Raw genomic sequence first — 26530 nt, forward strand, 5'->3', positions numbered from 1 at the left:
AAATATTATTATGGGTAAGTATAAATGTCAAAATCTAACAAATCATATACACCAGGCCAAAGAGTAATTATCCGAGATACTGAATGGACAATACGAAAAGTTGATATATTAGCTGATGATGGTTATGAGCTGACATGTGATGGAGTTTCAAACTTTGTAAAAGGTAAAGAAGCGATCTTTCTGACTACATATGAAAAAGAGATTCAGGTAGTCGATCCACTTGAGACAAAATTTATCATAGATAAGTCTAGCGGATTTACTAAATCATTACTCTATATGGAATCACTTTTAAAAGATGTAGTTCCAACGGATAACAAAATTCACAGAGCTAATAAAGCTGCTATGGATACAGTTTCTTATCAATTTGAACCAGCACTACAAGCACTGAACCAACCAAGACAAAGAATCCTTATGGCTGATGCAGTGGGTCTTGGTAAAACACTTGAAGCTGGTATTCTTGCTACAGAACTTATTAAAAGAGGAAAGGGTAAGCGTATACTTGTTCTTGCAGTTAAAAGTATGTTAACACAGTTTCAAAAAGAGTTTTGGAACCGTTTCTCCATTCCTTTAACTAGGCTTGATTCTCAAGGTATTCAAAGAGTAAGAAATAAGATTCCTGCAAACATGAATCCATTTTTCTACTATGACAAATCTATTATCTCTATAGATACGCTAAAACAAGAAGCTCTTTATCGTTCTTATATTGAAGAGTCGTATTGGGATATTATCATCATAGATGAAGCACACAATGTTGCAGATAGAAACAGTGGTTCTCAGAAGTCAAAATTGGCGAAACTTATCTCATCGAGATGTGACACCTTAATGATGCTCTCAGCAACTCCTCATGATGGTAGTGCTAAAAGTTTTGCATCACTGCTTAATATGCTAGATCCAACAGCTATCTCAAATTCTAATGATTACAGTATAGATGATTTTAAAGATAAGGGTTTAGTGATACGAAGATTTAAAAAAGATATCGCTGATCAAGTAAGTGATGAATTTAAAACTAGAGAGATCTTTACAATAAAATCAAATGCCAGTATCGCTGAAGAGGCTGTGTTTGAGTTTATTTCTACTATAAGTTTTAAATCTATTGATAACAAAAAAAGAAAAGCAAGTGAGCTTTTTAAAACAACACTTACTAAATCTCTTCTCTCTTCACCTATAGCATGTATAGAGTCTATAAAAAACAGAATCAAAAAGATAGAAAAACTAGAAGATGATTATAGTGACGATATTGATACACTAGAGCTATTACTTGAAAAACTAGAAGATATAGATGAAAATAGCTTTTCAAAATACAATGAACTTGTAAACTTGATTCAAAAACAGATGAAATGGAAAAAAGCAACTGACGATAGAATAGTTATCTTCACTGAGCGTATTAAAACATTAGAGTTTTTAAAAGAACATCTTCAACGTGATCTTAAACTTAATGATAAAGCTATCGTTACTATGACAGGCTCTACTATGAGCGATATAGAGATAAACAAAGTAGTTGAAGACTTTGGTCAAGAAAACTCAAAAGTGAGACTTCTTATAGCTACAGATGTTGCTAGTGAGGGTATAAACTTACACTATCTATCTCACAGACTTATTCACTTTGATATACCATGGTCGCTTATGACATTCCAACAAAGAAATGGTAGGGTAGATAGATACGGACAAGAACAAAATCCAGAGATCTACTACATGCAAACACTCTCGCAAGATGAAGAGTTTAAGGGTGATAACAGAATCTTAGAGATACTCATCAAAAAAGATGAACAAGCCGCTGAAAATATTGGCGATCCAAGTGCATTTCTCAATGTATATGATGTAAATGAAGAGGAAAAAATAGTAGCTGAAGCTATGGTTAACGGTAAAGATGCTGAGCAGTTTAGTAAAGAGTTGGATGATAATGCAGGAGAGGCTGAGTTTGATTTTTTATCGAGTCTAAATGAGACAGAAGATGAAGGCAGTTCAACAACATCTACAAAAGAAGAGCTTATAGAAGCACTTTCTTTTTATGAAGATGATTTAAAATACACATCAAATGCACTCAGATTTTTACAAGAGTCTCAAACTATAGATGTACGCTATGAAGAGGACAGAATAGAGCTTTTTGCAAGTGAACTTGAAGATCTCAAATACCGATTTAAAATGCTCCCTCGTGAGGTTATTCCAGAAAACTGGCACTTTGAACTTACAAATGATATAGATGTAATAAATCAAGAGATAAAAAACTCTAGAAAAGATGAATCAGCATGGCCAAATATTCATTATTTGTGGGAACAGCATCCACTTTTAGAGTGGATTAAAGATAAGCTCCTTAGCAACTTTGACAGACTGCAAGCCCCAGTTCTAAAACTTACTACTCTAGGAGCTGATGAACTCATATATATCATTAGTGGACTCATTCCAAATAAAAAAGCACAGCCAATGATAAATGAATGGGTAGGGGTTAAGTTCAAAAACAACTCTTTCGACTCCATCTTAACCTTAGATGAAGTGTTTGAGCAAACACAGATAACAACCAAGAAGTTTCCCAACTCTGCAAATGATTATGAGTTATCAAGCATAGAACAAAACCTATCAGAAGCTATAGAAGAAGCGAAAAAGCATATTCAAAAACAAAGAGATGCTTTTGATGACGTAATGAGTACGAAAGTATTAGAACAACTCGAAGAGTTAGAAAAATTAAAAATAAGACACTTAGGGCAGTTAGAGATTGACTTTAACCAAGAGTCAAAAAGATTAGAAAAGCAAAGAGATATAGATAAAATATTTAAAGATTATCATAACTGGATCAAAGACTCTATGGAGATTGAGAATGAACCGTTTATTCAAGTTATATCTGTTTTAAAAGGGAGTGAATCATGAACTTAGTAGGAATCACTAATGAAAATGAGTTTTACACGAACCACTACCTTAACGAGATATTTGAAGGCGACATAAAAGAGCATATCACTTCATGGCAGGAAAAAGAGAATGAGAGTGAGACATATAAAACTCCATTTAAAAAATTACGTGGAATTGGTCCTGGCTACTTAGAGCTATTAAAAGATCTCGGCAAAAAGACAAATACTACTCAAGAGAAACTACAAAGCACAAGAAGGTTTTATAAAACTTTTCTAGATATATTTGGCTACAGTTTTTCATATGAGACTAAAGAACTAGATGAATTTTCAGTTCCACTCCTAGCTCAAGTAGATAAAAGTGATGGAAGTCCTTATCTGTGGATAGTGGAGAGTTATTGTGATGAAAGTTGTGATGTACTTACAAGCACTATAGTAAAAGAGCAATTGAGTGAACTAGATGTATGCAGTAGTGAGTTAAACTATGATGCCATAATTACTTCACATATATTTACACTGCCTGAGCCTCCAAGATGGATTATGTTAGCCAGTCCATATCAAATAGTTCTCATTGAGAGAGCAAAATGGGCTCAAAAAAGATATTTACGATTTGACATAGAAGATATCATTGCTAGAAAAGAAGATGCAATGCTAAAAGCAGTTTCTGTCCTTTTGCATACAGAATCATTAGCCTCAAAAGATGGATTGAGTTTACTTGACACTTTAGATGAAAACTCTCATAAACATGCATTTGGTGTCACAGAAGATTTAAAATACTCTCTAAGAAGTGCAGTTGAACTACTTGGTAATGAAGCAATCTATTATCATCAAAAAAATAATCCTGCCTTTTTACAAACACCAAACCTAGAGAGTGATTTAACAAGAGAATCATTACGTTACATGTATAGAATGCTCTTTCTCTTTTACATTGAATCTCGTCCTGAACTTGGCTTTATCCCCTCAAAATCACAAGCCTTTGTAAAAGGTTATTCCCTAGAGACATTAAGAGATTTGGAACTTATGCCACTGCTTACTGACAGTGATAAAAATGGATACTATTTTAGCGATAGTATTTCTCTTTACTTTGACATGATATACAATGGAAGAGTGAGCCATAAAGTAAATATGACGGGTAAAGATATTTTTTCCATATCTCCACTTCGTTCACACCTATTTGATCCAGATAAAACACCACTCTTAAATGAAGTCAAACTTCGTAACCATGTTTGGCAAGAGATTATCCAAAGTTTGTCTCTTTCTAGAGTGAAAAAAGGAAATAAAGGAAGAGGACGAATCTCTTACGCTAATCTTGGAATCAATCAACTTGGAGCTGTGTATGAAGCACTACTCAGCTATAAAGGCTTTATAGCAAAAGAGACACTTTATGAAGTAAAGAAAGCTGGAACTGAACCAACACCATTGGAGAATGCTTATTTTGTGACAGAAAATCAGCTTAGTGAGTACAAAGAAGAAGAGAGAGTTTTTAATAAAGAAGATGGAACTATAAAAGCCTATAAAATAGGTAAATTTATTTATCGTTTAGCAGGAAGAGATAGAGAAAAATCAGCCTCATACTATACTCCAGAGGTACTAACTAAATCACTTGTCAAGTATGCACTCAAAGAATTACTTGAGATAGATGATGATGGTCGTATCGGTAAAAATGCAGATGAGATACTAAACTTAACAGTATGTGAACCAGCGATGGGAAGTGCAGCTTTTTTAAATGAAGCGATTAACCAACTAAGTGAGGCTTATCTACATAAGAAGCAAATAGAAACTGGTAAAAAAATACCACATAGTAGTTATAAAGAAAAGCTAAAAAATGGTGAAGTAATAAAACATAAAGGTTATATAGAAGAGCTGCAACGTGTAAAGATGCACATAGCAGACAACAATGTATATGGAGTTGACCTTAATCCTACAGCTGTAGAGTTAGCAGAAATCTCTTTATGGTTAAATGCTTTGAGTGGCTCATTTGTACCGTGGTTTGGCTTCCAGCTTGAAAATGGAAACTCACTTATAGGTGCAAGACGTGAAGTGTATGAAACACATCAATTAACTGCTACAAAAAAAGCACTAATTTGGTATGAAGACGCTCCAAAAAGATTAACTCCTACAACAATTTTAAAAGGTTTTAAGAAAGAGACTCAACCTGAAAAACCAAAACAACAAAAATTTGATGTATTTACAAAACCAAAACAACAGAAACTTGATTTGGAAGAGACAAGAAGTGCAGGAAGAAAAAAAGATACTCAAATCTATCACTTCTTGGTTGGTGATAAAGCGATGGTTAACTATACTGATAAAGTAGTCAAAACTCTTAAAAAAGAAAAAATTGAGCATATCAACAAGTGGCGAAAAGAGTTTATAAAACCTCATGTAGATACAGAAGTAAATGTACTGTTAAAGCTCTCTCTAGCCATAGATAAACTTTGGCAGGAACAAACAAGACACCTAGACGATATGAAGAAAAAAACTACAGATACTCTGTATGTTTGGGGACAACCAAAAGCTAAAAAACAACAAACCAATATAGAATATAAAGATACTGTTTTTATGCAAGAAAAACTCTCGGCTGATGTAAAAAGTTCATCTCCATATATGAGACTAAAGATAGTGATGGACTACTGGTGTAGTTTATGGTTTTGGCCTATAGAAAAAGCTAAACTTCTACCAACAAGAGCAGAATTTTTACATGATATATCTCTACTTGTAGAAAAAAGAGATGACATCATCATGAACTTTGATAAAGACCTCTTTAGCGATACCATAGATGATGAGATAAGAACTACACAACTAACAGAACTAGGTTTTATAGATGTAGCAGAACAGATAGAGAAAAACCCACGACTTCAAGTAGTTCAAGATGTAAGTGCAAAACAGAAGTTTTTGCACTGGGAGTTAGAGTTTGCGGATGTATTTGCTAAAAAAGGTGGGTTTGATTTAATTCTTGGAAATCCTCCGTGGCTAAAAGTAGAATGGGAAGAAAAAGGAATAATGGGTGAAGTTAATCCACTTTTTGATATACGAAAATTTACTGCCAATAATTTGAACTTATTGAGAGAAGAGACTTTAGAAAATTATCCAAATCTTTTGAATGAATATATAAATGAATATGAAAGTGCATCAGCAACACAAAATTTTTTAGGTTCAAATTCAAATTATGCATTACTTGATGGAAAAGCAAATCTTTATAAATGTTTTTTGCCTCTTGGTTGGAATATAGCAAATACTAAAGGAATATGTGGATTTCTACACCCTGAAGGTGTTTATGATGATCCTAAAGGAGGACCATTACGAAGTGAAATTTATAAACGGTTGAAGTATCATTTTCAATTTGCAAATGGCTTATTTTTATTTCAAGAAGTACATGATCAAGTGCGATTTGGAATAAATATTTTTGCAAATTCAAATAAAGAAGTCGATTTTAAAATAATAGCCAATCTATTTTTGCCCCAAACTATTGATGGAAGTTTTGAAAATTTTTCTAATGAAGTAGTAGGTGGTATTAAAGATGACAACAATAAATGGAACATTGAAGGACATCAGAATAGAATTCTACGTATCAATAAAGAGACGCTTAAGCTGTTTGTAAAACTTTATGATGATGAAGGTACATTATACCTTCAAGCAAGACTTCCAGCACTTCATTCCATTGAACTCATAAGTGTACTTGAAAAATTTTCAAATTATTCACAAGTATTAGGGGGTATTAATGGTAAATATATCTCATCAGTAATGTTTGATGAATCAAAGTATCAAAAAGAAAATAAAATAGAAAAAAAATCACAATTTATTGATGATATTAATGATTTGATTTTAAATGGTGTTCAATTTCATATATGTAATATATTATCTAAAACACCTAGGAAAGTATGTACTCAGAATTCACACTATGATTCGATAGATATATCTAATGTAAATATTGATTATTTACCACGAAGTAATTTTGTTCCTACGGTTGACTTAGCAAATAATGTACCGAGTGTCCCTTGGGATTCAACTAGAAAGTTTGATTCATTTTATCGAGTTATTAATAGAGAAATGATGAGTAGTCCGGGTGAAAGAACCTTTATAAGTAGTATAATCCCTAAAAATACAAAGCATATTTTATCATGTGTCTCAACTGCATTTGAACAAAGATCTCACATGTTAGAATATATTTCGTTTGGAGCCTCAATAGTAGGGGACTTTTTTATCAAATCTACAGGAATGGGACATACTGGTACAAATCTTTTAAGAAAGTTAATTTTAGTAAAAGATAATATAACAGCTGATATGAAAGTTAGAATATTAATTTTAAGTTGTCTTACTTCTCATTATAAAGAACTATATGAAGATCAATATGAGAAATTTTTTATAAATAATAGTTGGACAAAAAAAGATGATCCAAGATTAAATCATAATTTTTTTACAAACCTCACAGCAACTTGGCAAAGGGATATAGCATTAAGAACTGACTATGAAAGAAGACAAGCATTAGTAGAGATAGATGTACTTGTAGCTCAGGAGCTAAAACTCACACTAGAAGAGCTAAAAACCATCTACCGCATCCAGTTCCCAGTTTTAAAACAAAATGAAAATGAAACATTTTACGATATGAACGGACGAATAGTATTTACAGTAAGTAAAGGCTTAACAGGAGTAGGCTTACCAAGAAAAGCAGTAAGAACTGCAGCCCCATATAAGATAGTAGTAAGTGGAGAAACAACCGAAGAAAAACCACTAGGCTGGGAAGACATAATAAACATGCAATCAGGAGAAATCCATAGAACTATCCAAGATGACACCATGCCAAACGGCCCAATAGAAAGAACCATAATCTACAAAGCCCCATTCGCCAAATGCGACAGAGAAAAAGATTATGAAGTAGCATGGACTGAGTTTGAGAAGAGAAACAACTCATGAAAAAAGCAATCTATTTACCCACCAACACAAGTATCATAATACTCAATGAGATAGATGAAAATTATGTAAATGTATTTTTAGATGGGGAAGAGAAAACTGTTTCTCGTAGAGATATTGAACTCAAGTCTGAAGCTAAAGGTATTTCATTTGATGCCATGAATGCAGCTGTATTTTCAACACTAATATCTAACCCTGTAACTGATCTTTTATACTCATATAACTCTAGTCGTTTAGTACCAAAACATTATCAATACCGACCACTTATTAAAATGTTAAACTCTCCAAACAACCGTCTTTTAATAGCGGATGAAGTTGGTTTAGGAAAAACAATCGAAGCAGGGATTATCTATAAAGAGATTGATAAAAGAGATGACGTAGAGATTGCTTTAATCGTCGTACCTTCATCTTTAACTCTCAAGTGGAGAGATGAGATGTATATGCGTTTTGGAGAAGAGTTTGAAGTTAAAAAAGTAAATGAATTTAGAGCATTTTTAAAAGAATATGATGCCTATAGCGATAGTAAACTCTTTACAAATAAAATCATTATTTCATATCATACCTTACGTGATGAAGTGATTACAAGTATGCTTCAAGATACTCTGCTTCATATAGATATGCTAATAATGGATGAAGCGCATAGTTTTAGAAACAATGAAACATCAACTTTTGAGGGCGCAGCACTAGTAACTGGATTATCTGAGAACATATTATTTTTAAGTGCTACACCAGTTCAAAACTCGATTCGTGATCTTTTTAATATTTTGTCACTGCTTGATGAAGACACTTTCCTTGACGAAGACTACTTTTTAAAAACAATCAAACCTAATAGTTTGATTCATGAGGTAGTAGCTAATTTAAAAAATGGGCAACCATTAGAAACATTAAAGTCTCTGATAGCTAAAAAAGATCTCAAAACTCTACATTTAAATCAACATCAAGAGGTTTTATTTCAAACTTTTTCTAGAGAAAATGAATTAACACAAGAAGAGCGAGTTGACTATATAAAGCAATTTACTGAAGCTGATAATCTAAGTTATATCATCAATAGAACAAAGAAAAAAGATGTAGGCATGTTTATACCTAGAGAAGCTGTCTCACAAACTATACCTGGTACTGAAGAAGAGATTGCTTTTTATGAAGAGGTTGTTGATTTTGTGAAGCTACTGTTTAAATACAGAAACCCTAAAATACCATCAGGGTTTATAACGATTATGCCTGAACGTATGGCTTCTTCATGTATGCTCGCTTCTATTGAGAGTTTTGAAAATATGCGAAAAACAAAGAAGTTTTTTGTAGGGGATATTGATGATCAAGATGATGAACTCATTGATGTTGATTTAGAAGAATTTTTACTTGCAAAGCTTGACATCTTAATTGCTAAAGGTAAAGAGATAGGAAGTGAGGACTCTAAATATAAAGCGTTTGAAAGCACTATTGATAAGTTAATATCTGAAGATGTAAATAAGATGATTGTGTTTTCTTTTTTCAAAAAAACATTGGCTTACCTTGAAGAAAAACTTATTAAAAAAGGTTTGCGTGTTGGAAAAATAGATGGAGACTTGACTCCAGAAGAACGTTATGAAAAAATCAATGAATTTAGAGATGATAAATTTGATATTTTACTATCAAGTGAGGTTGGTTCTGAGGGGCTAGATATGCAATTTTGTAATGTTGTATTTAATTATGATCTGCCTTGGAATCCTATGCGTGTTGAACAACGAATAGGTCGTATAGATAGAATAGGGCAGGTTGCTGAAAAGTTATTGGTATTTAACTTGTGTATAGAGGGTACTGTAGAAGATCGAATACTCAATAGACTTTATTCTAAACTAGATATTTTTGAGAGTTCTCTAGGGGAGCTTGAGCCTATTTTAGGAAATATACAAAAGACTTTTAATGTACAAAATATGATTAATCTTTCTGATGAAGAGTTAAAGAGAAAAATAGATTTAGAAGCACAATCTCTTATTAGACAGAAGAAAGATGTTTCTGAGCAGAACACTGCAATGGATGCAATGCTTAATGATGATTATAACTTTGATGAAACATATGAGAAATTTGCAAATAGCACAAAAGAAAAGTTTGTTGAAGTAGGAGTTGAAAACTTTGTATTAGGCTTTTTGAAAAAGAATAATATTAATTATTTGACAATGGCAAATGGAGTGTATAGGCTTAATGCTACAGAAGCTAAAGAGTTGTTTAATACCCTTAAACCATTAATGGCAGATTCAAGAGAAAAAAGTGCTTATATCACACAAAAGCGTGTATTAAATCGCTTACGAAAGTCTAAGTCATTTCATTTTACTTTTACTAAAGAAGAAAATCATGATTTTAGCCTTGAATATATCTCACTATCACATCCATTTTTAAAGTTGATGGAAAGTAAATCTGATGAAGTATGCTATTCAAGTGTAAATAACAATAGCTACAGTAATGGTTATGCAGTAGTATACAGAGAAGAGATATATGCACATAAAAAATTCACTACTCTTAAAACAGTTATCGTTGATGAGAATCTAAAGCTTGTTGATAGTTTAGATTATTACTCTTTTGCATCAAGCTGTAATAGCACAAGTGATATTGCTCCTGTAGATGATCTGGAGAAGAAAAAGAATGCAATAGAGTCACAAATAATTAAGCAATTAAGCATAAGCGTAGCATCTAAAACTTCAGAAACTGAACAGTTAATTAACCAGAAAATACGTGTATTACAAGAGCATTATGAAAAGAAGAAGGCTTATGCTCAAAAGATGGAAGCTAAGGTAAGCAATCTTGATGTGATTCGCATGAGACAAGCTCAAGTGGAGAATATAAAGCAATTAGAAGAACAAAAAGTCTCTGCGTTAAAAAAACAAATGGAAGTGAGTGGAAACTATAAGATACTTGGGATTGTGGAGTTAACTCATGGCTAAAGAAAAGTTTCTCAGTTACTTAAAGTATGACTATAACAAGTATATAAAAAAGCTTGATTCGCTTGAAGAAGAGATTGAAAAAGAAACAGCCACAAAAATAATTGCATCAAGTCCTGATGTGATAACAAGTAGCACTTGGCAAAATGCTCATAATGAAGAGAGTTATTCTGATGCTAAAGAAAGAATGGATGTTGTCACTGCTAAAAAGAAATCACAATATAAATCGAAAGATTTACAAAAGTGGATAGATGAAGGGTTATTTATAAGAAGGCTAACATTTGAAAATGGTGTTAGCTTTTATATTACCACTGCTCCCATAGAAGTTAATATGTCATTTGGAGATGATTTTATTATCTCTCCTTGGAATATAGAAAAAGAATGGACCGTAAAACAGTTTATGCAAATGGATTTAGGAAGTGATCCTTCTCCAAAGCACGGTGAGCTAGATATGTTAGGGTACTTTACACCATTAAAAGATGATTTAACAAAAGTTAGATACAAAAACTTAAATGGTAAAGAAGAATTTTTAAGTGCCAAGAATACATTGAGTGGAAAAGAGATAGTTGATAGTAATGAAGCATCATTAATAGACACCAGTAGTTTTTTTAGACTTGAATTTAAACTAGCAGAATTTGGAGATCAGTCTAGAGCTTTATATGATATGGACAATGCTATTATTGATGGTGCTGCAGGGACAGGAAAGTCAATAACAGCATTACAAAAACTAAAAGTTTTACATGAAAGTAAAAATATCATGCAAGACAAAATGCTTGTTGTTGTGAAAAACAGTGAAGCAATTAAAAATTTTGAAGGTTTGTTAAAAAGTGATGTACTAGCACTTGATGAAGTTAATATTTATCATGTAGATGAATTTTTTAATAGCTTAGGTATTGATTCTTCAATAAGTATTGAGCATTTAAATAGTTTGCAAAATAGTGCAGAATCTATTAAGAAAAAAATTGAAAGTATGATTCAGCTGATTAATCTAGAAAATATTCAACACCATTTCTCTATTTTAATTAATGACATTGGAAAAGAATTTTTTGTTAATACTATAGAGTCAATGATTGAAGAAATTGAAAATGACAAAGATAAAACTTTGCAAATCAGTGATCTGAGAATAGATCTAGAAGATATTAATAAAAGCTTACTAAATGAAGATGTAGATGATGAAGAAAAACTTGAACTGATAGAGTTGCTAAAATCAAAAACTAGAAAAATTGAACAGCTGAGTGGAGATAATTATAAAAAGGCTCTCAAAACTATTCATGAGGATATGGAAAGCATATCGACTTCATTGCTAACTGATATAGTTGGATACAGCTATAATTCAAAAGAACTGACTTCCTTAGAAGTGCTTCTTTGGTTAAAGACATATATAAACTTTCATTTAAATAAAATAAAAAATGAACAGCAACTTCAAGAAATTATTGAAGAGATGAAGTCCCTAAATCCAATTGCAGAAGATAAGTTAGAATTAGATGAGATTAAGAAAGAACTTGATGAAGTAGCATTTTATGCATCAGAGACTCCTAATGATAAAGAACTGCAAAAAGAGTTAAGGGCGTTAAAGTCCAAATATAAAAAGCAAACTGCATTAGTAAATAGACATGATGTGTTACCGAAAAAGAAAGTTGATCTTGAAGAGAAAACTCTTAAAACATTTACAATAGAACCTTCTGAAAAAAGGAAATATATAGGGCTTATACAAAAGATTTATTTTGCAAAAGCTTATATAATTAATACTTTTTTAGAAAGCTTAAGTGAGGCAGATAGGTATCTATCTTTATGTTATTTATTAGGTCAAGAACATGTTGTGGATACACTCATAGTGGATGAAGCACAGGATTATACTTTAGTGGAGTTAGAATTATTAAGGTTTCAGGCTAAAAGAATAATCCTTACTGGGGATATTTTACAAAACCTAGATCCTACGCATATGCAATCTTGGAAAAACATATTAAATGTTGACACTGTCTATGGCGTTGAAAATAATGTAGGCGATAAAATACTTAATATTTTTAATTTAAAGCATAACTTTAGGCAAACATACCAGTTGGCTAATGCAAGTTATAATTTTCGCCAGCTCTTGCTAGATAGTGGCTTAGAAGATATACAGCAGGAGTATTATCTAAGTGAAAAAGAGTTTAATGGAAAACCATATCGACTACCTACAATTAATCAAGTTAAGGATAGCGATAATTTATATAGTTTTATAGAAGAAAAAATTGAAAAAATTACTAATAGATATAGCTCAAAAATCCCAATAACAATTATATATAAAACAGATGTTCAAAAAGAAAGATATATGTCTGTTTTACATGATTACAAAATATCAGAGCAAAGTGATAAGCATACTGAGCTGGATATATTATTAGTTGATATATTTGATTCTAAAGGTAAAGAGTTCCCTCTTGTTATAAGTGATTTAGATTCGCTTACAGATAATGAAATATATTTAATCATGACCAGGGCTCAATTTGAACTCGATTTCTATACGGAAGAAGAAAGGTGTCCAAATAAAAATCTTCAAGCTTTAATTGATGAGAATTGGGTTGATGGGGGAAATATTTTAGACTTTGAAGCTAATAATATCGTTATAGAGGATTCCTTAAAAGAAGAAGATGTAGGCGAAAATGAGTCAAAAACTACAGCAAGCACTTCTGTCATTGATAAATTAAAAAATATAGTTAAGCACTACGGAAATGTTAAGCAAAAAAAAGATGAAATTGAACCTTCAATTATTAAAAACGAGCAGAAATACAAAAATGACTTTCTTGAGCAACTTAATAAACAACAGTTGTTACCTAGAAAAAAAGATGTTGTTTTTCTTAGAAAGGAAGTCGATAAAGATACTAGTAGAGTAAATAATGAAATTAAAGCTTTTCTATACAGCACTTACAAGGGATATTGTCAGTTATGTGGTTTTACATTTAGAAAAGTAAATGATGGAGAAAACTCATTTGAAAAATTTAATTGGAATGATAAAAGGGTTGTAAAAGTAAAAAAAGATTTTGTGTCATCAGCTGACTCATTATGTTTGTGTAGAAACTGTGCAGCCAATATCAAGTTTGGGGACTTTGAACCTATATTTGTAGATAAAATTAGTTCTATAAGCAACTTTGAAAGCCAAAGCTTTGAATTTATAATGCAAACTCTACACAGTGTAGTAGATGATGGTTTGCATGATATATTTAAAGATCACATTGACTTTGATGACATTTTTGCTTTAGAAATTAAGTTAAATCAAGAAAGTAAAAATCTGTGTTTTACACGAGAACATTTAATACAGTTTATAACATTTTTGCAGTTAGAAGAAAAAAATAGTGTAGAAAATTCTATGTATGGAGTTGATTAAATGGATATAAAAGATTTATATGAGAAAAGAAAAGCTTATGTTGATAGTGCTAGAGATAATAATTTTGAAGAGGGTTTATTAAATCTTCTCACAAAGTTATATCCAGACAACGCTCATTTTATATATGAACTTCTGCAAAACGCTGAGGATACTGGAGCAACTAAAATATTGTTCGAGCTAGATAAGGAACAATTGATCTTTTCGCATAATGGGCTAAGAGCTTTTAGTTTCAAAGATGTTGAATCAATTACTAGTATTGGAAATAGTACAAAAACAGATGATATTAATAGTATTGGAAAGTTTGGTGTTGGTTTTAAAGCAGTTTTCTCTTATACAAAAACACCTAAAATATACTCACAAGATATAAGTTTTGAAATACTTGACTTGTTTATTCCTAAAAAAATACCTTCGATCAATATAAATCAAGAATATTCTACGGTAATGGTTTTCCCTTTTGATCATAAAGATAAAACAGCCAAAAAAGCATTTGAAGAAGTTTCGAATCATTTAGATAATTTATCTGACGTAACTTTACTATTTTTAAGTAATATTAATGAAATTGCATGGGATATTGGCAATGGTATATCAAGTTTAAAGCGAGTAGATGATGTTGATAATAAAATACAAATTCATAACTCAAAGACTCTTAATACATCATATTGGTTGCAATATAAAAAGTTCTTAAATGGTAGTAGTAAGTTATATGTTGCTATTGCATATGAACTAAGACAAAATGAAGAAAAAGATATGTTTGAAATAGTACCCACTGATGGTACTGTTTCAATATTTTTTCCAGCGGAAAAAGAGACTAGTAAATTAAAGTTTCACATACATGCTCCTTTTGCTTCAACTGTTGCTCGAGATAGTATTATCAATTTGCCAGAAAACATTACTTTAATGCGTGATATAGCTGATTTAACATCAGAAAGTTTATTTGATATTAGAGATAAAAATATGTTAAATGTTGATTTCTTGCATGTATTGCCTTTCCCTGAAGATTATTTATCAAACTTGTATATTCCGATCCAAAAAAAGATTTATGAAGTTTTTCAAGAAGAAAAGTTACTTCCGACCGAATTGGGAGATTACGCTAGTGTAGAGTATTGTTACAATGTACCCAGTGATATAAAAAGAGTTCTAGCTGAAGAAGATTTAGCAACTTTAATTCAAAAGGATCCTAATCAAATATATTTTGTCAGAAGTCCATCAATGATAAATAGTAGAGCAGGGAAATTTCTTCAAAGTTTAAAGATAGAAAAATGGGAATGGAATGAATTAGAAAATTCAGTTCGTATATTAAATGATGAAATAAGTAGATTTGGTCCAGAATATATAAAATCAATTTGGCTTGAAAGTAAAGATATTGAATGGGTTCAAAAGCTATATGCATTGCTCTTAGATGCAATGAGAAAACATGATGCAAATTTTCAAGACAGAAACTATGATAAAACAGTTTATCCATTGACGTCATTAATTAAACTTGAAGATACTTTTAATTTTAAACAATTAGATATATATTTTTTAGATCATGAAAATAGACTTGATGGAATTAAATATGTAAATGACTTAGTTTATAATACTGGTACCAATAAAAAACAAAAAGAAAAAGCAAAGCAATTTTTAATTGAAATGGGTGTAAAGGAAATAACTGAATCTGAGCAATTAAAAATCTTATTAGAAGAACAATATACTTTTACCAGTTATGAAGAAGACTTTAATTTTAAGCAATACATAAACCATTTAAAAAGATTTCTTGCTTATCAAATTGCAGGTAATGATACTTCGTTTATTGGAAATTATAAAATCATTTTAGTCAAAGATGGAGATAGAAAAAAATGGGTTAAACCAATAGAAATATTTTTAGATGAACCATATGAGAAGACAGGAATTTCATCCCTTGCTGATACGTTAAATTTATATTCATTAGATGATCTTTATACTACTTTTCAAAATGATGAAGATTTTATTAAATTTTTAAAGTTGCTTGGTGCTAAGCATGAATTGAAAATAGATGAAGTGACTATAGATAATAATCTTAATTTTATGATGTTAACTGATGGAAAATCAATGAATAAGTTAACATCAAGAGCCATTAATATAGATTATACGATTAAGGATATTAATCAAATTTTAAAAAAAGCTACAATAGAAAAATCTTTACTTGTATGGAATACGATGTGTCATTCAGCACCATCTGCTCTTGAAGCTAGTTTTAGGCCCCATGGAAAAGCACCAGTTAAAACTACAAAATCTCAGTTAGTACAAGCTTTAATAAATACAAAATGGATACCTTCACTTAATGAAGAGTTTTGTTATCCAGCAGATATATCAAAAGATACTCTTCATCCACTGTTTAAGTATGAAAATAAAAATGGTTGGCTTGATGTAATAGAGTTTGGTAAAACTATAGAAAAAGAGAAAGCTGGATATAAAGAAAAAGAAGCAATTGTGCAAGAGCTTGGTTTTGAAAGTTTAGATGAATTAGACTTGTTAAAGCAATTAAAAGAGCAATATTCTATTGACCAATTGCAGAACTTAATTAGTAAGAAAAAAGCAACAGTTAAAGATGAGAAAAAAGTTCAAACATTAAAAGAAGCAATTACTTCAAAGAAATCAGATGGAGAAACGAAGCAATTTGTTGAATCTAATGATGTGGGAACTATTATTAAAGATGAAGAAAAGCATCAAGAGAATATCCATCAAGAAAATAAAAATTCTACCAATACTATTACCCAAGTTGATAGAGTGGTTAAGAAGCAAGACACTGAAGAACTTCACAAGATTGATACCTTCTTATATGAAGAATATGAAGGACATTGTCAGATATGTGGAGATACATTTGCTCATGGAAATAAAAATGTTTCTAAAAATAAATCATTAAACCTTGGAGCAAATCGTGATATTAATCGTAAAGGGAATACTATATCCCTCTGCCATAAACATTGGGAAATATTTAACCGAGATTTAGTAGGGCATTCGTATTTAGGGCGGCTAGAAGATCAAGAAAGCTTATCAATGCAATTTATAGAAGGAAGCTTTGAATCCTATGATTGGGTAACAAAAGAAGATATAAATGAAAGAGACGATGCATTTTATATGCTTGATGATGAAGATCCTTTTAGCAGGGATAATTTATATTTTCTACCTATTAAAATTTTTGGAAAAACTAAATATATGAAATTTACTAAAACACATATTATGGCATTTATTGATGTATGGAATCATAATTAATTATGGAGGTCGATAAATGATACCATCAGTCCTAGCATCGCAACTTATCAAAGGTACAAAAGACTTCCTTAATACAACCTTTCCAAGTAGCACACCAGCATTTTTTGAGATGATGGATAAGTTTGTAAGTGAAGAGGGGAAGCTTTTTAAAGGTCCCTATGTATCTGTAGCATTACCATTTAGAAAGGGTAATGAAAACACTCATTATTTCCCAGATATTTTAAGTGAAAACTTTAAACCATATTACCATCAAGAATTGGCATTTAAACGACTAGGTGGAGATGTTGCTAAACCTACACTCGTAGCAACTGGAACAGGTTCTGGTAAAACAGAAGCATTTATGTACCCTATACTTGATTATTGTTATAAAAATAAAGACAAGAAGGGCATTAAAGCTATTATCATCTACCCTATGAATGCTCTTGCAACAGACCAAGCTAAAAGGTTTGCTAAAACTATTTCGGGCACCGGGGCTTTATCAGATACTAGAGTAGGGTTATATATAGGTAGTTCTGAGCAGAATCCCCATAAAAGTATGTCAAAAGACTATGTTATTACTGATAAAGATATCTTAGGAGATAACCCTCCAGATATACTCTTAACAAACTATAAAATGCTTGACTTTATGCTTATGCGCCCTCGTGATCAAAAGATATGGAAACATAATATTGACACTGATGTTCTAAAGTTTATCGCAGTTGATGAGATACATACATTTGATGGAGCTCAAGGGACTGACTTGGCTTCACTCATGAGAAGATTAAGAGCTAAGCTAGGTGTTAAAAAGAATCATTTAGCTTGTATAGGTACATCTGCAACATTAGGTGGAGATGGCACACAAGAGATTAGAGGTTTTGCAACAAATATTTTTAGTGAAGAGTTTGATGAAGACTCTGTAGTACAAGAGTATAGAATAACACCAGAAGAGTTCTTTGAAGGTAATGAAGATGAGATACACTTTTATCCACATATATCACAACTCAAAGAGCTAAATTACAATAACTATAAAGATGTAAACGAGTATATTAAAGTGCAGTATTCGCTCTGGTTTAATGAAGAGATAGATGATGTTGATAATGATACTTTTAAAGTGGAACTTGGGGTTAAACTCAAAGAACTTTACTTTTTTAAACTATTACTTAAAACTTTAGACGGAAGTATAAAATCAAGAGATCAAATTATAGATGCCTTCATAAGAAAGATACCAGTGAAGAGTTCATCTGAGTATTTTGAGCATATGATAAATTCACTTTTAGCACTTACTTCATGGGCTAAGAATGACAAGGTAGGTAAAAGTTATCCTCCATTTCTTTTTGTAAGAGTGCAGCTTTGGCTTAGAGAATTAGCTCGTATGGTAGCTACTTTAGATGAGAAACCTATGCTTACATATTCGGATGATTTACAACCAAGTGAATTAGGTATGCATTATCCAGTTATGCATTGTCGTGATTGTCATGCTACAGGCTGGGGTGGTGTGAAAAAATCTGGAACTAGTGAGCTTCAAAGTGATCTAGATCTCTTTTATCAAGCTTTCTTTAGTCATGATCCAAGAGTAAAGTTTATCTTCCCTATTGATGAGAATCCTAAAAACCTAATAGGTCATATCTATTATATCAACAAAAGTGGTATGGAGATGCCAGATGGCGATAGTGATGGTTGTATCAAAGTGTATGAAAATGATAATATTAACAGTAGAGGTAAAAGTCATTCTAACTGCCCATTTTGTAATTCAAAAGACTCTTTAACTATTCTTGGTGCAAGAGCTGCGAGTCTTACAAGTGTTCTTATAGGTCAAAACTTCACAAGCTACTACAATGATGACAAAAAGCTTATTGCGTTTTCTGACAGTGTTCAAGATTCTGCTCAGCGTGCTGGTTTCTTTGGTGCAAGAAGTTATCAGTTTACTATCAGAGCTGCAATGCAACAAGCACTTGTAGCGTATGGTGGGACCGTTGGATTAAATGAATTCAGTGCTGTTATACACAAGTATTGGGAAAATATCTTTCAAGATGACAGCCAATATGTCTCTACACTTATAGCTCCAGATATGGAGTGGTTAAGAGAGTATGATAACTTAGTTAAAAACAATGAACTCAACTCTCCAGAAGAGTTAAAGTCTTTGATTAACAAAAGAATAGACTGGATGCTTCATAGTGAGTATGGATTTAAATCTCATATAGGAAGAACATTAGAGAGAAGTGCTGCTTCAACTCTATATGTTGATGGTCTTGAGAGTGTAATAGAGGCTATATTACCAATAATGAAAAATGAGATAGAGCTATTAAGAGATGTCACTAAAGAGGAACTAGAAAAGTTTGTATTAGGATTTGTGCTTTACTTGAAAGATTCTGGGGCTATTTATAGTCCTCATGTTGAGCCATTTATAAAGAGTGGTGGAGATAATGTTTGGGCTATTAATGAGCAGTATCCTAGAAATAAATATATGGCCAAATGGAATCCAAAGAAAGGGAATCCAAGGTTTTTAACAAATGGTGGTTTTAAGTCTTTTGATAAAGTAAGCAACAAGGGAAGAACAACTTGGTGTGATAGATGGCTAATGTATAACTTTATAGATAAAAGCACTTTAATCCCTGATACAGAGTCAGTTTATAAACCAATCATTGATGCTTTAATGAAGCAAAAAATTGTGTTAGAAACCGATGTTCAAGATAAATCGATTTGGGGTCTTAATCCCGAGAGATTATTTATCACTACTGAGACTAAACAGTTTAAATGTGACACATGTAATCACATAGTGTGTGTTGATACAAATCATGTAAATCAAGCTCTTGGAATGAAGTGTATGAGAAAAGAGTGTCCGGGAAGTTATGAGAACTATATAAGTGAAGAGAGTTATTATAATCTTCTCTATACTAATGGAGATCTACAAAGAGTCGTAGCACGAGAGCATACTGGACTTTTAGGAAGAAGTGCACGAGAAAAAGTTGAAACTGATTTTATTCAAAGAAAGTCCAATGAACCGTGGAAACCAAACCTCTTAAGTGCTACACCAACATTAGAGATGGGTATCGATATAGGGGATTTGAGTTCTGTAGTGTTGTGCTCTGTTCCACCTAATGGAGCAAACTATCTACAGCGTATAGGTCGAGCAGGTAGAACAGATGGAAATGCTTTTAATGTAACTCTAGCAAATGCAAGTAATCATGATCTTTATTTCTATGAAGAACCAAATGAAATAATGCAAGGCAGCATTGACGCCCCTGGTGTATATATAGATGCTTCTGCAATACTACAAAGACAGTTTTTAGCGTTTTGTATTGATAATTGGGTCACTAAACAAGCGGTTACTTCTCAAGAGTTACCTCATAAATTAAATACAGTGTTGAATAATATTGCTAAAAATAATAAAGATAGTTTCCCATATACTCTGTTTGAGTTTATTCAAAACAATACTAATGATCTACTGGAAGACTTCTTTGAACTCTATGAAGATAAATTGCAAACAAATTCTAAAAGTAAGTTGACTGAGTTTGTATTAGGTAGTGATGATTCTAATAGCTTAGTTTTTCTAGTGTTAAATAGACTTGAACTTGTACTTCAAGAACAGAAATCTTTGTCTAGTCAGATAAGTGCTTTAAAGAAAAGCTTGAAAAAACATGAGAATAAAGAAGCTAAAGATAAAGATCATGACGATGTAGCGAAGAAAATACAATCTGAACTAGATGGGTTAAAGTCTGTGTTACTACTTCTGAAAAGAAAAAAGACATTTGAATTTTTTGCAGATGAAGGTCTTTTACCAAACTATGCTTTTCCAGAGAGTGGAGTCATTCTTAAATCAGTTATATACAGAAGAAAAGATACGAAAGCTGATGAAAGTGGTGGGAAGTATGAAACCTACACTTACGAGTATGAAAGAGCTGGAAGTAGTGCGATAAGTGAGCTTGCACCAAACAATAGTTTTTATGCAGGTGGACGAAAAGTAACTATAGATCAAATAGATATGAGTGCTTCTGAAGTAGAGACTTGGATATTTTGTGATAAATGCTCATATACGCAAAGAGTTACTAATGAAGAGATAAGTTCTTGTCCTAAATGTTCTAGTGAGATGTTTTGTGATGATGGCCAGAAAAAAGAGATACTCAGAATGAAGCAAGTCCTCGCTACAAGTGATGATAAAAGTAGTAGATTAAAAGATGATAAAGATCAGAGGGATATAAAGTTTTTTAATAAACAATTGCTCATAAACTTTGATAAAAAGCATATTGAAGATGCTTATGCAATTATAGGAGATGAAACATCTTTTGGATTTGAGTTTATTGAAAAAGTAAACTTTAAAGAGGTTAACTTTGGAGAGACTACATTAATTGGTAATGACATTAGCATAGCAGGAAAATCAGTTCCTAGAAAAGGGTTTGTTATTTGCCGTAGTTGTGGAAAAGTACAGTTTGGAAAAACAACAGATGAAAAGTTTAAGCCAGAACACTCTTTTTCATGTGATATAGAAGATAATCTTGATCCATTAAATTACTTCGAGTCATTGTATTTATATCGAGAGTTTAATTCTGAAGCTATACGATTGATGTTACCAATATCATCGCTAGATATTGATGATGAAAAACTACACTCTTTGATTGCTTCATTTCAATTAGGACTAAAAGCGTATTTTCAAGGCTCTGTAGAGCATTTAAGGGTTGGTATCTACGATGAGGTTGATTCTATTGATGAAATGCCTAAACGCTACCTAATCCTTTACGATACGGTGCCAGGTGGAACGGGTTACCTCAAGCAACTCATGAGAGACGAGAAACCATTGTTTGAAGTGCTTGATGTTGCTCTTGAAAAACTACAAACTTGTAAGTGTAATGAAGATCATGAGAAAGATGGGTGCTACAAATGTATATATGCATATAAAAATAATTTTGATAGACCTCTCATCTCTAAAAGGAAGGCAATAGAGGTAATCAAAAATATCCTTTCTTCTCGTGAGCACATCTCAAAGGTAGAAAGTGTAAGTGATGTGAACTCTGATAGTCTGAGCGAGAGCGTACTTGAAGAGTTGTTTCTCTCTAAATTAAAAGATATTAGTCTTTCATGGAAGGCAGTTATAACTTCTAGAGGTCATAGCGGTTACTTTTTTGAATTATTAGATGAAAATAAAAATAAGTTTGCATATGAATTAGAGCAGCAGGTTGAATTAACCTCACAAGAAAATGTTGAAGTGTATTCTAAAGCAGACTTTGTGATATATCCAATTAAAAATAAAGAGTTAAAACCTATTGTTGTATTTACAGATGGATTTTCATACCATGAAGAAAGAATAGATGTAGATAGTGCACAAAGAATGGCAATTGTTCAAAGTAATAACTACATTCATTGGTCTTTAACTTGGGAAGATATTGAAGAGTTTGATAAAAAAAGACCTAGCTATAAGTATGAAAACTATTTAGAAGAAGGCTTTCTAGGTAAATATAAAGATGTCTATAAAACTGGAAGTAACTATTTACATAGTTCAAGTATGGAACTATTAGTAGAACTGTTATCATGTAAAGAGGCGGGTGTATGGACAAAAAGAGCCGAGACAATATCTACATCGATGATAAAAGGCCAATATAATATCAGTGATAAGATACTTATACAATCGCTAAATGAAGAACTATATGAAGACTTATTTGATGATGAAGCCACATATTATGCTGGAAAGTATGATAACGAAGATATTTCCATGCTTGCATTGTCGAATTTAGAATATTTAAAAATGAATGATTTCACAAAGAATATTTTTATTCTTCATATAAAAGACAAACATACAAAAATAAGTTTTAAGGCTTGGGCTGGAATACTTAGAATGTATAACTTACTTCAATTTTCTAAATTTACGTTCTTTACAACTACTAAGGCACTAGAGAATGTTTTATATGATGTAATTGACTTTAATTTAAAACCTAAAGATGTATCTGCTGATGATTGGTCTTTTGTATATGAAGAGGTATTGGATGAAGCAAAAGATTTAGTCAAGTCATTATCAAAGATAGCAGAGATTCCTATTCCAACTGTTGGGGAAGAGATTGTTGATAGCTCAAGTACAGTAATTTGTGAAGCAGAGCTAGTTTGGAATGAATTCAAAGTAGCTGTTACATTTGAAGAAAACATAACGATTGAAGAGTGGACAGTGTTGAGTATAAATGACGTAGAACAAATAATAGAAACTTTAAAAACAAGGACTCATTCATGAAAGTAGCAATATCATCTGATTTCTTTACAGCCTTATCAAAACTACCAAAAACGCAATTAAATAAGACTATAAAGTTAGTTGAGAAATTTAAAAGTAATCCAAAGTCTCCTGGATTAAACTATGAAAAGCTGCATTTTGCTAGTAACATGCATTCTATTAGGGTTGATGGTTCCTATAGATGTATTGTAATGAGTCCAGAGAAAAATGATGTATATCTGCTTCTTTGGGTGGATAATCATGATGATGCATATGATTGGGCTAAAAAGCATAAGTGTACAGTCAACTCTCAAACAGGTAGTTTAGAGATTATACAAGCTACTCATGATATTGAAGCTATATCAGTATCAGAACAACCTGCCAATGATGCATTTTTTAGTAAGTTTAAAGATAAACAATTATTAAAACTTGGTGTGAAAGAAGAGTTGTTAGAGCATGTAAAATCTATAAATGATGAAAATGAACTTGATGAGTTCAGAAAGTATATAACTGAAGAGGTTTATGAAGGGCTTTTTTATCTTTTATCTGGGGATAGTTACGAGGATGTATATAACTATTTATATGCTGAAAACAACACTGATGTGGCAGAAGATGATTTTACTAAGGCATTGGATAACAGTAGTTCTAAAAGAACTTTTTATGTTGTTGAAGAAAATGATACTGAGCTTATGAATATGTTAAATGCTCCATTAGAGAAATGGAGAGTGTTCTTACACCCATCACAAAGTAAACTTGTGGAAAAAGAATACAATGGGCCAGTGAGAGTATTAGGTGGTGCTGGTACTGGTAAGACAGTAGTAGCTATGCATAGAGCTAAACAACTAGCATCTAATGCTAGCTTGTTTGGGAACAAAAAAATACTCTTTACAACTTATACGAAGAACTTAGCAATTGATATACTTGAGAATCTTAAAAAGATATGCGATGAAGATGTTTTGTCAAACATAGAAGTGAAAAATTTAGATCAATGGGTATATGAATTTCTTACTAAGAATGGCTATAAAAATGAAATCGTTTATGCTGACAAAACTAAGGCTTTATGGGAACAGGCATTAACTTTAAAATCCAATGAATTGGATTTATCTGATGGGTTTTTTAAAGAGGAATGGGAAAGGGTTATCCAAGCAAACTCCGTAGGTAATTTAAATGATTATATAAAAGTTTCAAGGGCTGGTAGGGGTACAAGACTAAGTCGTGCACAAAGGAAACTAATTTGGGAAGTTTTTGAAGAATACAAGTTGTTATTATCTGCTAAAAATTATAAAGAACCTAGTGATGCTATGCGAGATGTTAGAACTTTATTGAAAAATAGTGAAACAGATAGTTTGTATGCCCATATTGTTGTGGATGAAGCTCAAGATTTTAATGCAGAAGCATTTAGGCTCCTAAGAGAGATAGTTCCAGAAGCAAAAAATGATCTATTTATTGTTGGAGATGCTCATCAAAGAATTTACGGCCATAAAGTTGTGTTAGGCCAATGTGGAGTTAACATTAGAGGTAGAAGTAAAAAGTTAAAACTTAATTATAGAACTACAGATGAAATCAGAAAATGGTCAGTTGCACTCTTAAATGGAGAGAAAATTGATGATATGGATGATGGTGTAGATACTAATAGTAACTATAAATCCTTATATCATGGGCCAAGCCCTTTAGTAGAAGGTTTTTCTAGTTATGAAGAAGAATTGCATTATATTGAAGAGTATATTAAAAATTTAAAAAAAGATGATGAGAATAGCAGGATTTGTATTGTAGCTAGAACACAGAAAATTATTGATAGTTATAGCAATTACTTTACTGATAGAAATGTTTCAACTATAAAAATATCTAGAAATACGAAAGATAATATTTCAAACAACGGAATAAGATTAGCAACTATGCATAGAGTTAAAGGTTTAGATTTTGATCATGTAATAATAGCTAGTATGAATAATGGAGTTGTACCATTAGAGTTTACTCAAAAGTCTGATGAACAGCAAATTGAAGATGAAAAACAATTAAAAGAGAAGTCTATTGTATTTGTTGCAGCTACTCGAGCTAAGAAGTCTTTATTGGTGACATATTATGGGAAAGGATCTTGTTTTTTAAATTCAAAGTAGAAAACTATAGATGAGTGGAAAATATTAGTTTAAATTTAGTGAAGATTTCAACAAGGAGAAGTTTTGTCAACAGCTACATTAGCAACTAGACTAGTCTTTATTATTCATAAGCTAAGTCATGGAGAAATTCTAAATATAAAAGAACTCTCAACAGAGTTTTTAATCTCAGAACGTCAAGCTCAAAAAGACATCTTATTATTTAGTACCATTTACGAGATAGAAAGCCTAGGACAGCAAAACTATCGCCTTAAGAGTGGATTTAAAGTCCTAGATGCAAGTAATGAAGACACAGAAATAGCATTAGCATTACTTAAAAGTTTACAGCACAGTGCACTCCCGCAGATGAATGAATATATTGATGAAGCAATACCAGAAACAAGAGAGTATAAAAATATATTTGTTCTTAGTATTGATTATGAAGATATCTTGCACAAAAAAGAGTTTTATAAACTCCTTCAAGCGATAAAAACTCAAGAAAGTTGTTCATTTAACTATACGAAAAAAGATGGATCTTCTAAAAAGGTTCACATACATCCTTACAGAATTGCTAACTTTTCAAACTTTTGGTATCTATTAGCATATGATGTAGAAGCTCAAAAGTTAAAGAGCTACCATATCAATAGCATTGAATCAGTGGAGTTCGCAGGAGAAAACTATATAAGTAATGTAGCTATAGAAAAAGAGATAGAAGATACCTTTGCAAAGTTCAACTCTGTATGGTTTGATGGTAACTTGAAAAGTGTTGAACTAGAATTAGTTGCTAATGCTAAACTATATGCACAAAGAAATCTATCAAAGAACTCTACGGTTATTTCACAAGATGATGAAACATTGACAATCAGTTTTGAATATTACAACTCAGCAGAAGTGCTGTCATTTGTGAAGGGATGGCTTCCTGATATTAAGATTATAGATAATAAGCCACTTGAAGATGAACTAAAGGAGCTTATGCAGAGATACTTGCAAAGCATATGATCAAATAGTGCGAACTCATA

Annotated in this window: 8 protein-coding genes; all 8 read left to right on the forward strand. The window is 31.8% G+C overall.

Annotated features, from left to right (window positions below):
* Positions 1-24: 24 nt before the first annotated feature.
* The 8 genes from HOG88_RS03435 to HOG88_RS03470 all read left to right on the forward strand — a co-directional run bounded on the left by HOG88_RS03435 (position 25) and on the right by HOG88_RS03470 (position 26510).
* Entirely contained in the window at positions 25-2862 is a 2838-nt protein-coding gene (locus tag HOG88_RS03435; protein WP_295003212.1) for a DEAD/DEAH box helicase, read from the forward strand.
* Entirely contained in the window at positions 2859-7748 is a 4890-nt protein-coding gene (locus HOG88_RS03440; RefSeq protein WP_295003214.1) for a hypothetical protein, read from the forward strand. Before HOG88_RS03435 ends, HOG88_RS03440 begins: the two co-directional genes overlap by 4 nt.
* A complete protein-coding gene (locus HOG88_RS03445) occupies positions 7745-10660 on the forward strand; it encodes a DEAD/DEAH box helicase (protein ID WP_295003216.1) in 2916 nt (971 codons plus the stop codon). Before HOG88_RS03440 ends, HOG88_RS03445 begins: the two co-directional genes overlap by 4 nt.
* Positions 10653-14018: a hypothetical protein gene (locus HOG88_RS03450; protein WP_295003219.1), complete on the forward strand. Its 3366-nt coding sequence runs from the start codon at positions 10653-10655 to the stop codon at positions 14016-14018. The genes HOG88_RS03445 and HOG88_RS03450 overlap by 8 nt, the downstream gene beginning before the upstream one ends.
* Positions 14019-17249: a hypothetical protein gene (locus tag HOG88_RS03455; protein ID WP_295003221.1), complete on the forward strand. Its 3231-nt coding sequence runs from the start codon at positions 14019-14021 to the stop codon at positions 17247-17249.
* Between the two features lie 16 nt (positions 17250-17265).
* Positions 17266-23442, forward strand: coding sequence for a DEAD/DEAH box helicase (locus HOG88_RS03460; protein WP_295003223.1), 6177 nt, complete (start codon positions 17266-17268; stop codon positions 23440-23442).
* Complete coding sequence (locus HOG88_RS03465; protein ID WP_295003225.1) at positions 23439-25535, forward strand: UvrD-helicase domain-containing protein; 2097 nt, start codon at positions 23439-23441, stop codon at positions 25533-25535. Before HOG88_RS03460 ends, HOG88_RS03465 begins: the two co-directional genes overlap by 4 nt.
* A gap of 63 nt (positions 25536-25598) precedes the next feature.
* Complete coding sequence (locus HOG88_RS03470; protein ID WP_295003227.1) at positions 25599-26510, forward strand: WYL domain-containing protein; 912 nt, start codon at positions 25599-25601, stop codon at positions 26508-26510.
* Positions 26511-26530 lie beyond the last annotated feature (20 nt).

The sequence above is a fragment of the Sulfurimonas sp. genome (assembly GCF_018698455.1).
Lineage (GTDB): Bacteria > Campylobacterota > Campylobacteria > Campylobacterales > Sulfurimonadaceae > Sulfurimonas.

Excerpts from the sequence above, each read along its gene's own strand:
- HOG88_RS03435 (WP_295003212.1), top strand. The coding sequence starts at position 25 with ATGTCAAAATCTAACAAATCATATACACCAGGCCAAAGAGTAATTATC.
- HOG88_RS03440 (WP_295003214.1), top strand. The coding sequence starts at position 2,859 with ATGAACTTAGTAGGAATCACTAATGAAAATGAGTTTTACACGAACCAC.
- HOG88_RS03445 (WP_295003216.1), top strand. The coding sequence starts at position 7,745 with ATGAAAAAAGCAATCTATTTACCCACCAACACAAGTATCATAATACTC.
- HOG88_RS03450 (WP_295003219.1), top strand. The coding sequence starts at position 10,653 with ATGGCTAAAGAAAAGTTTCTCAGTTACTTAAAGTATGACTATAACAAG.
- HOG88_RS03455 (WP_295003221.1), top strand. The coding sequence starts at position 14,019 with ATGGATATAAAAGATTTATATGAGAAAAGAAAAGCTTATGTTGATAGT.
- HOG88_RS03460 (WP_295003223.1), top strand. The coding sequence starts at position 17,266 with ATGATACCATCAGTCCTAGCATCGCAACTTATCAAAGGTACAAAAGAC.
- HOG88_RS03465 (WP_295003225.1), top strand. The coding sequence starts at position 23,439 with ATGAAAGTAGCAATATCATCTGATTTCTTTACAGCCTTATCAAAACTA.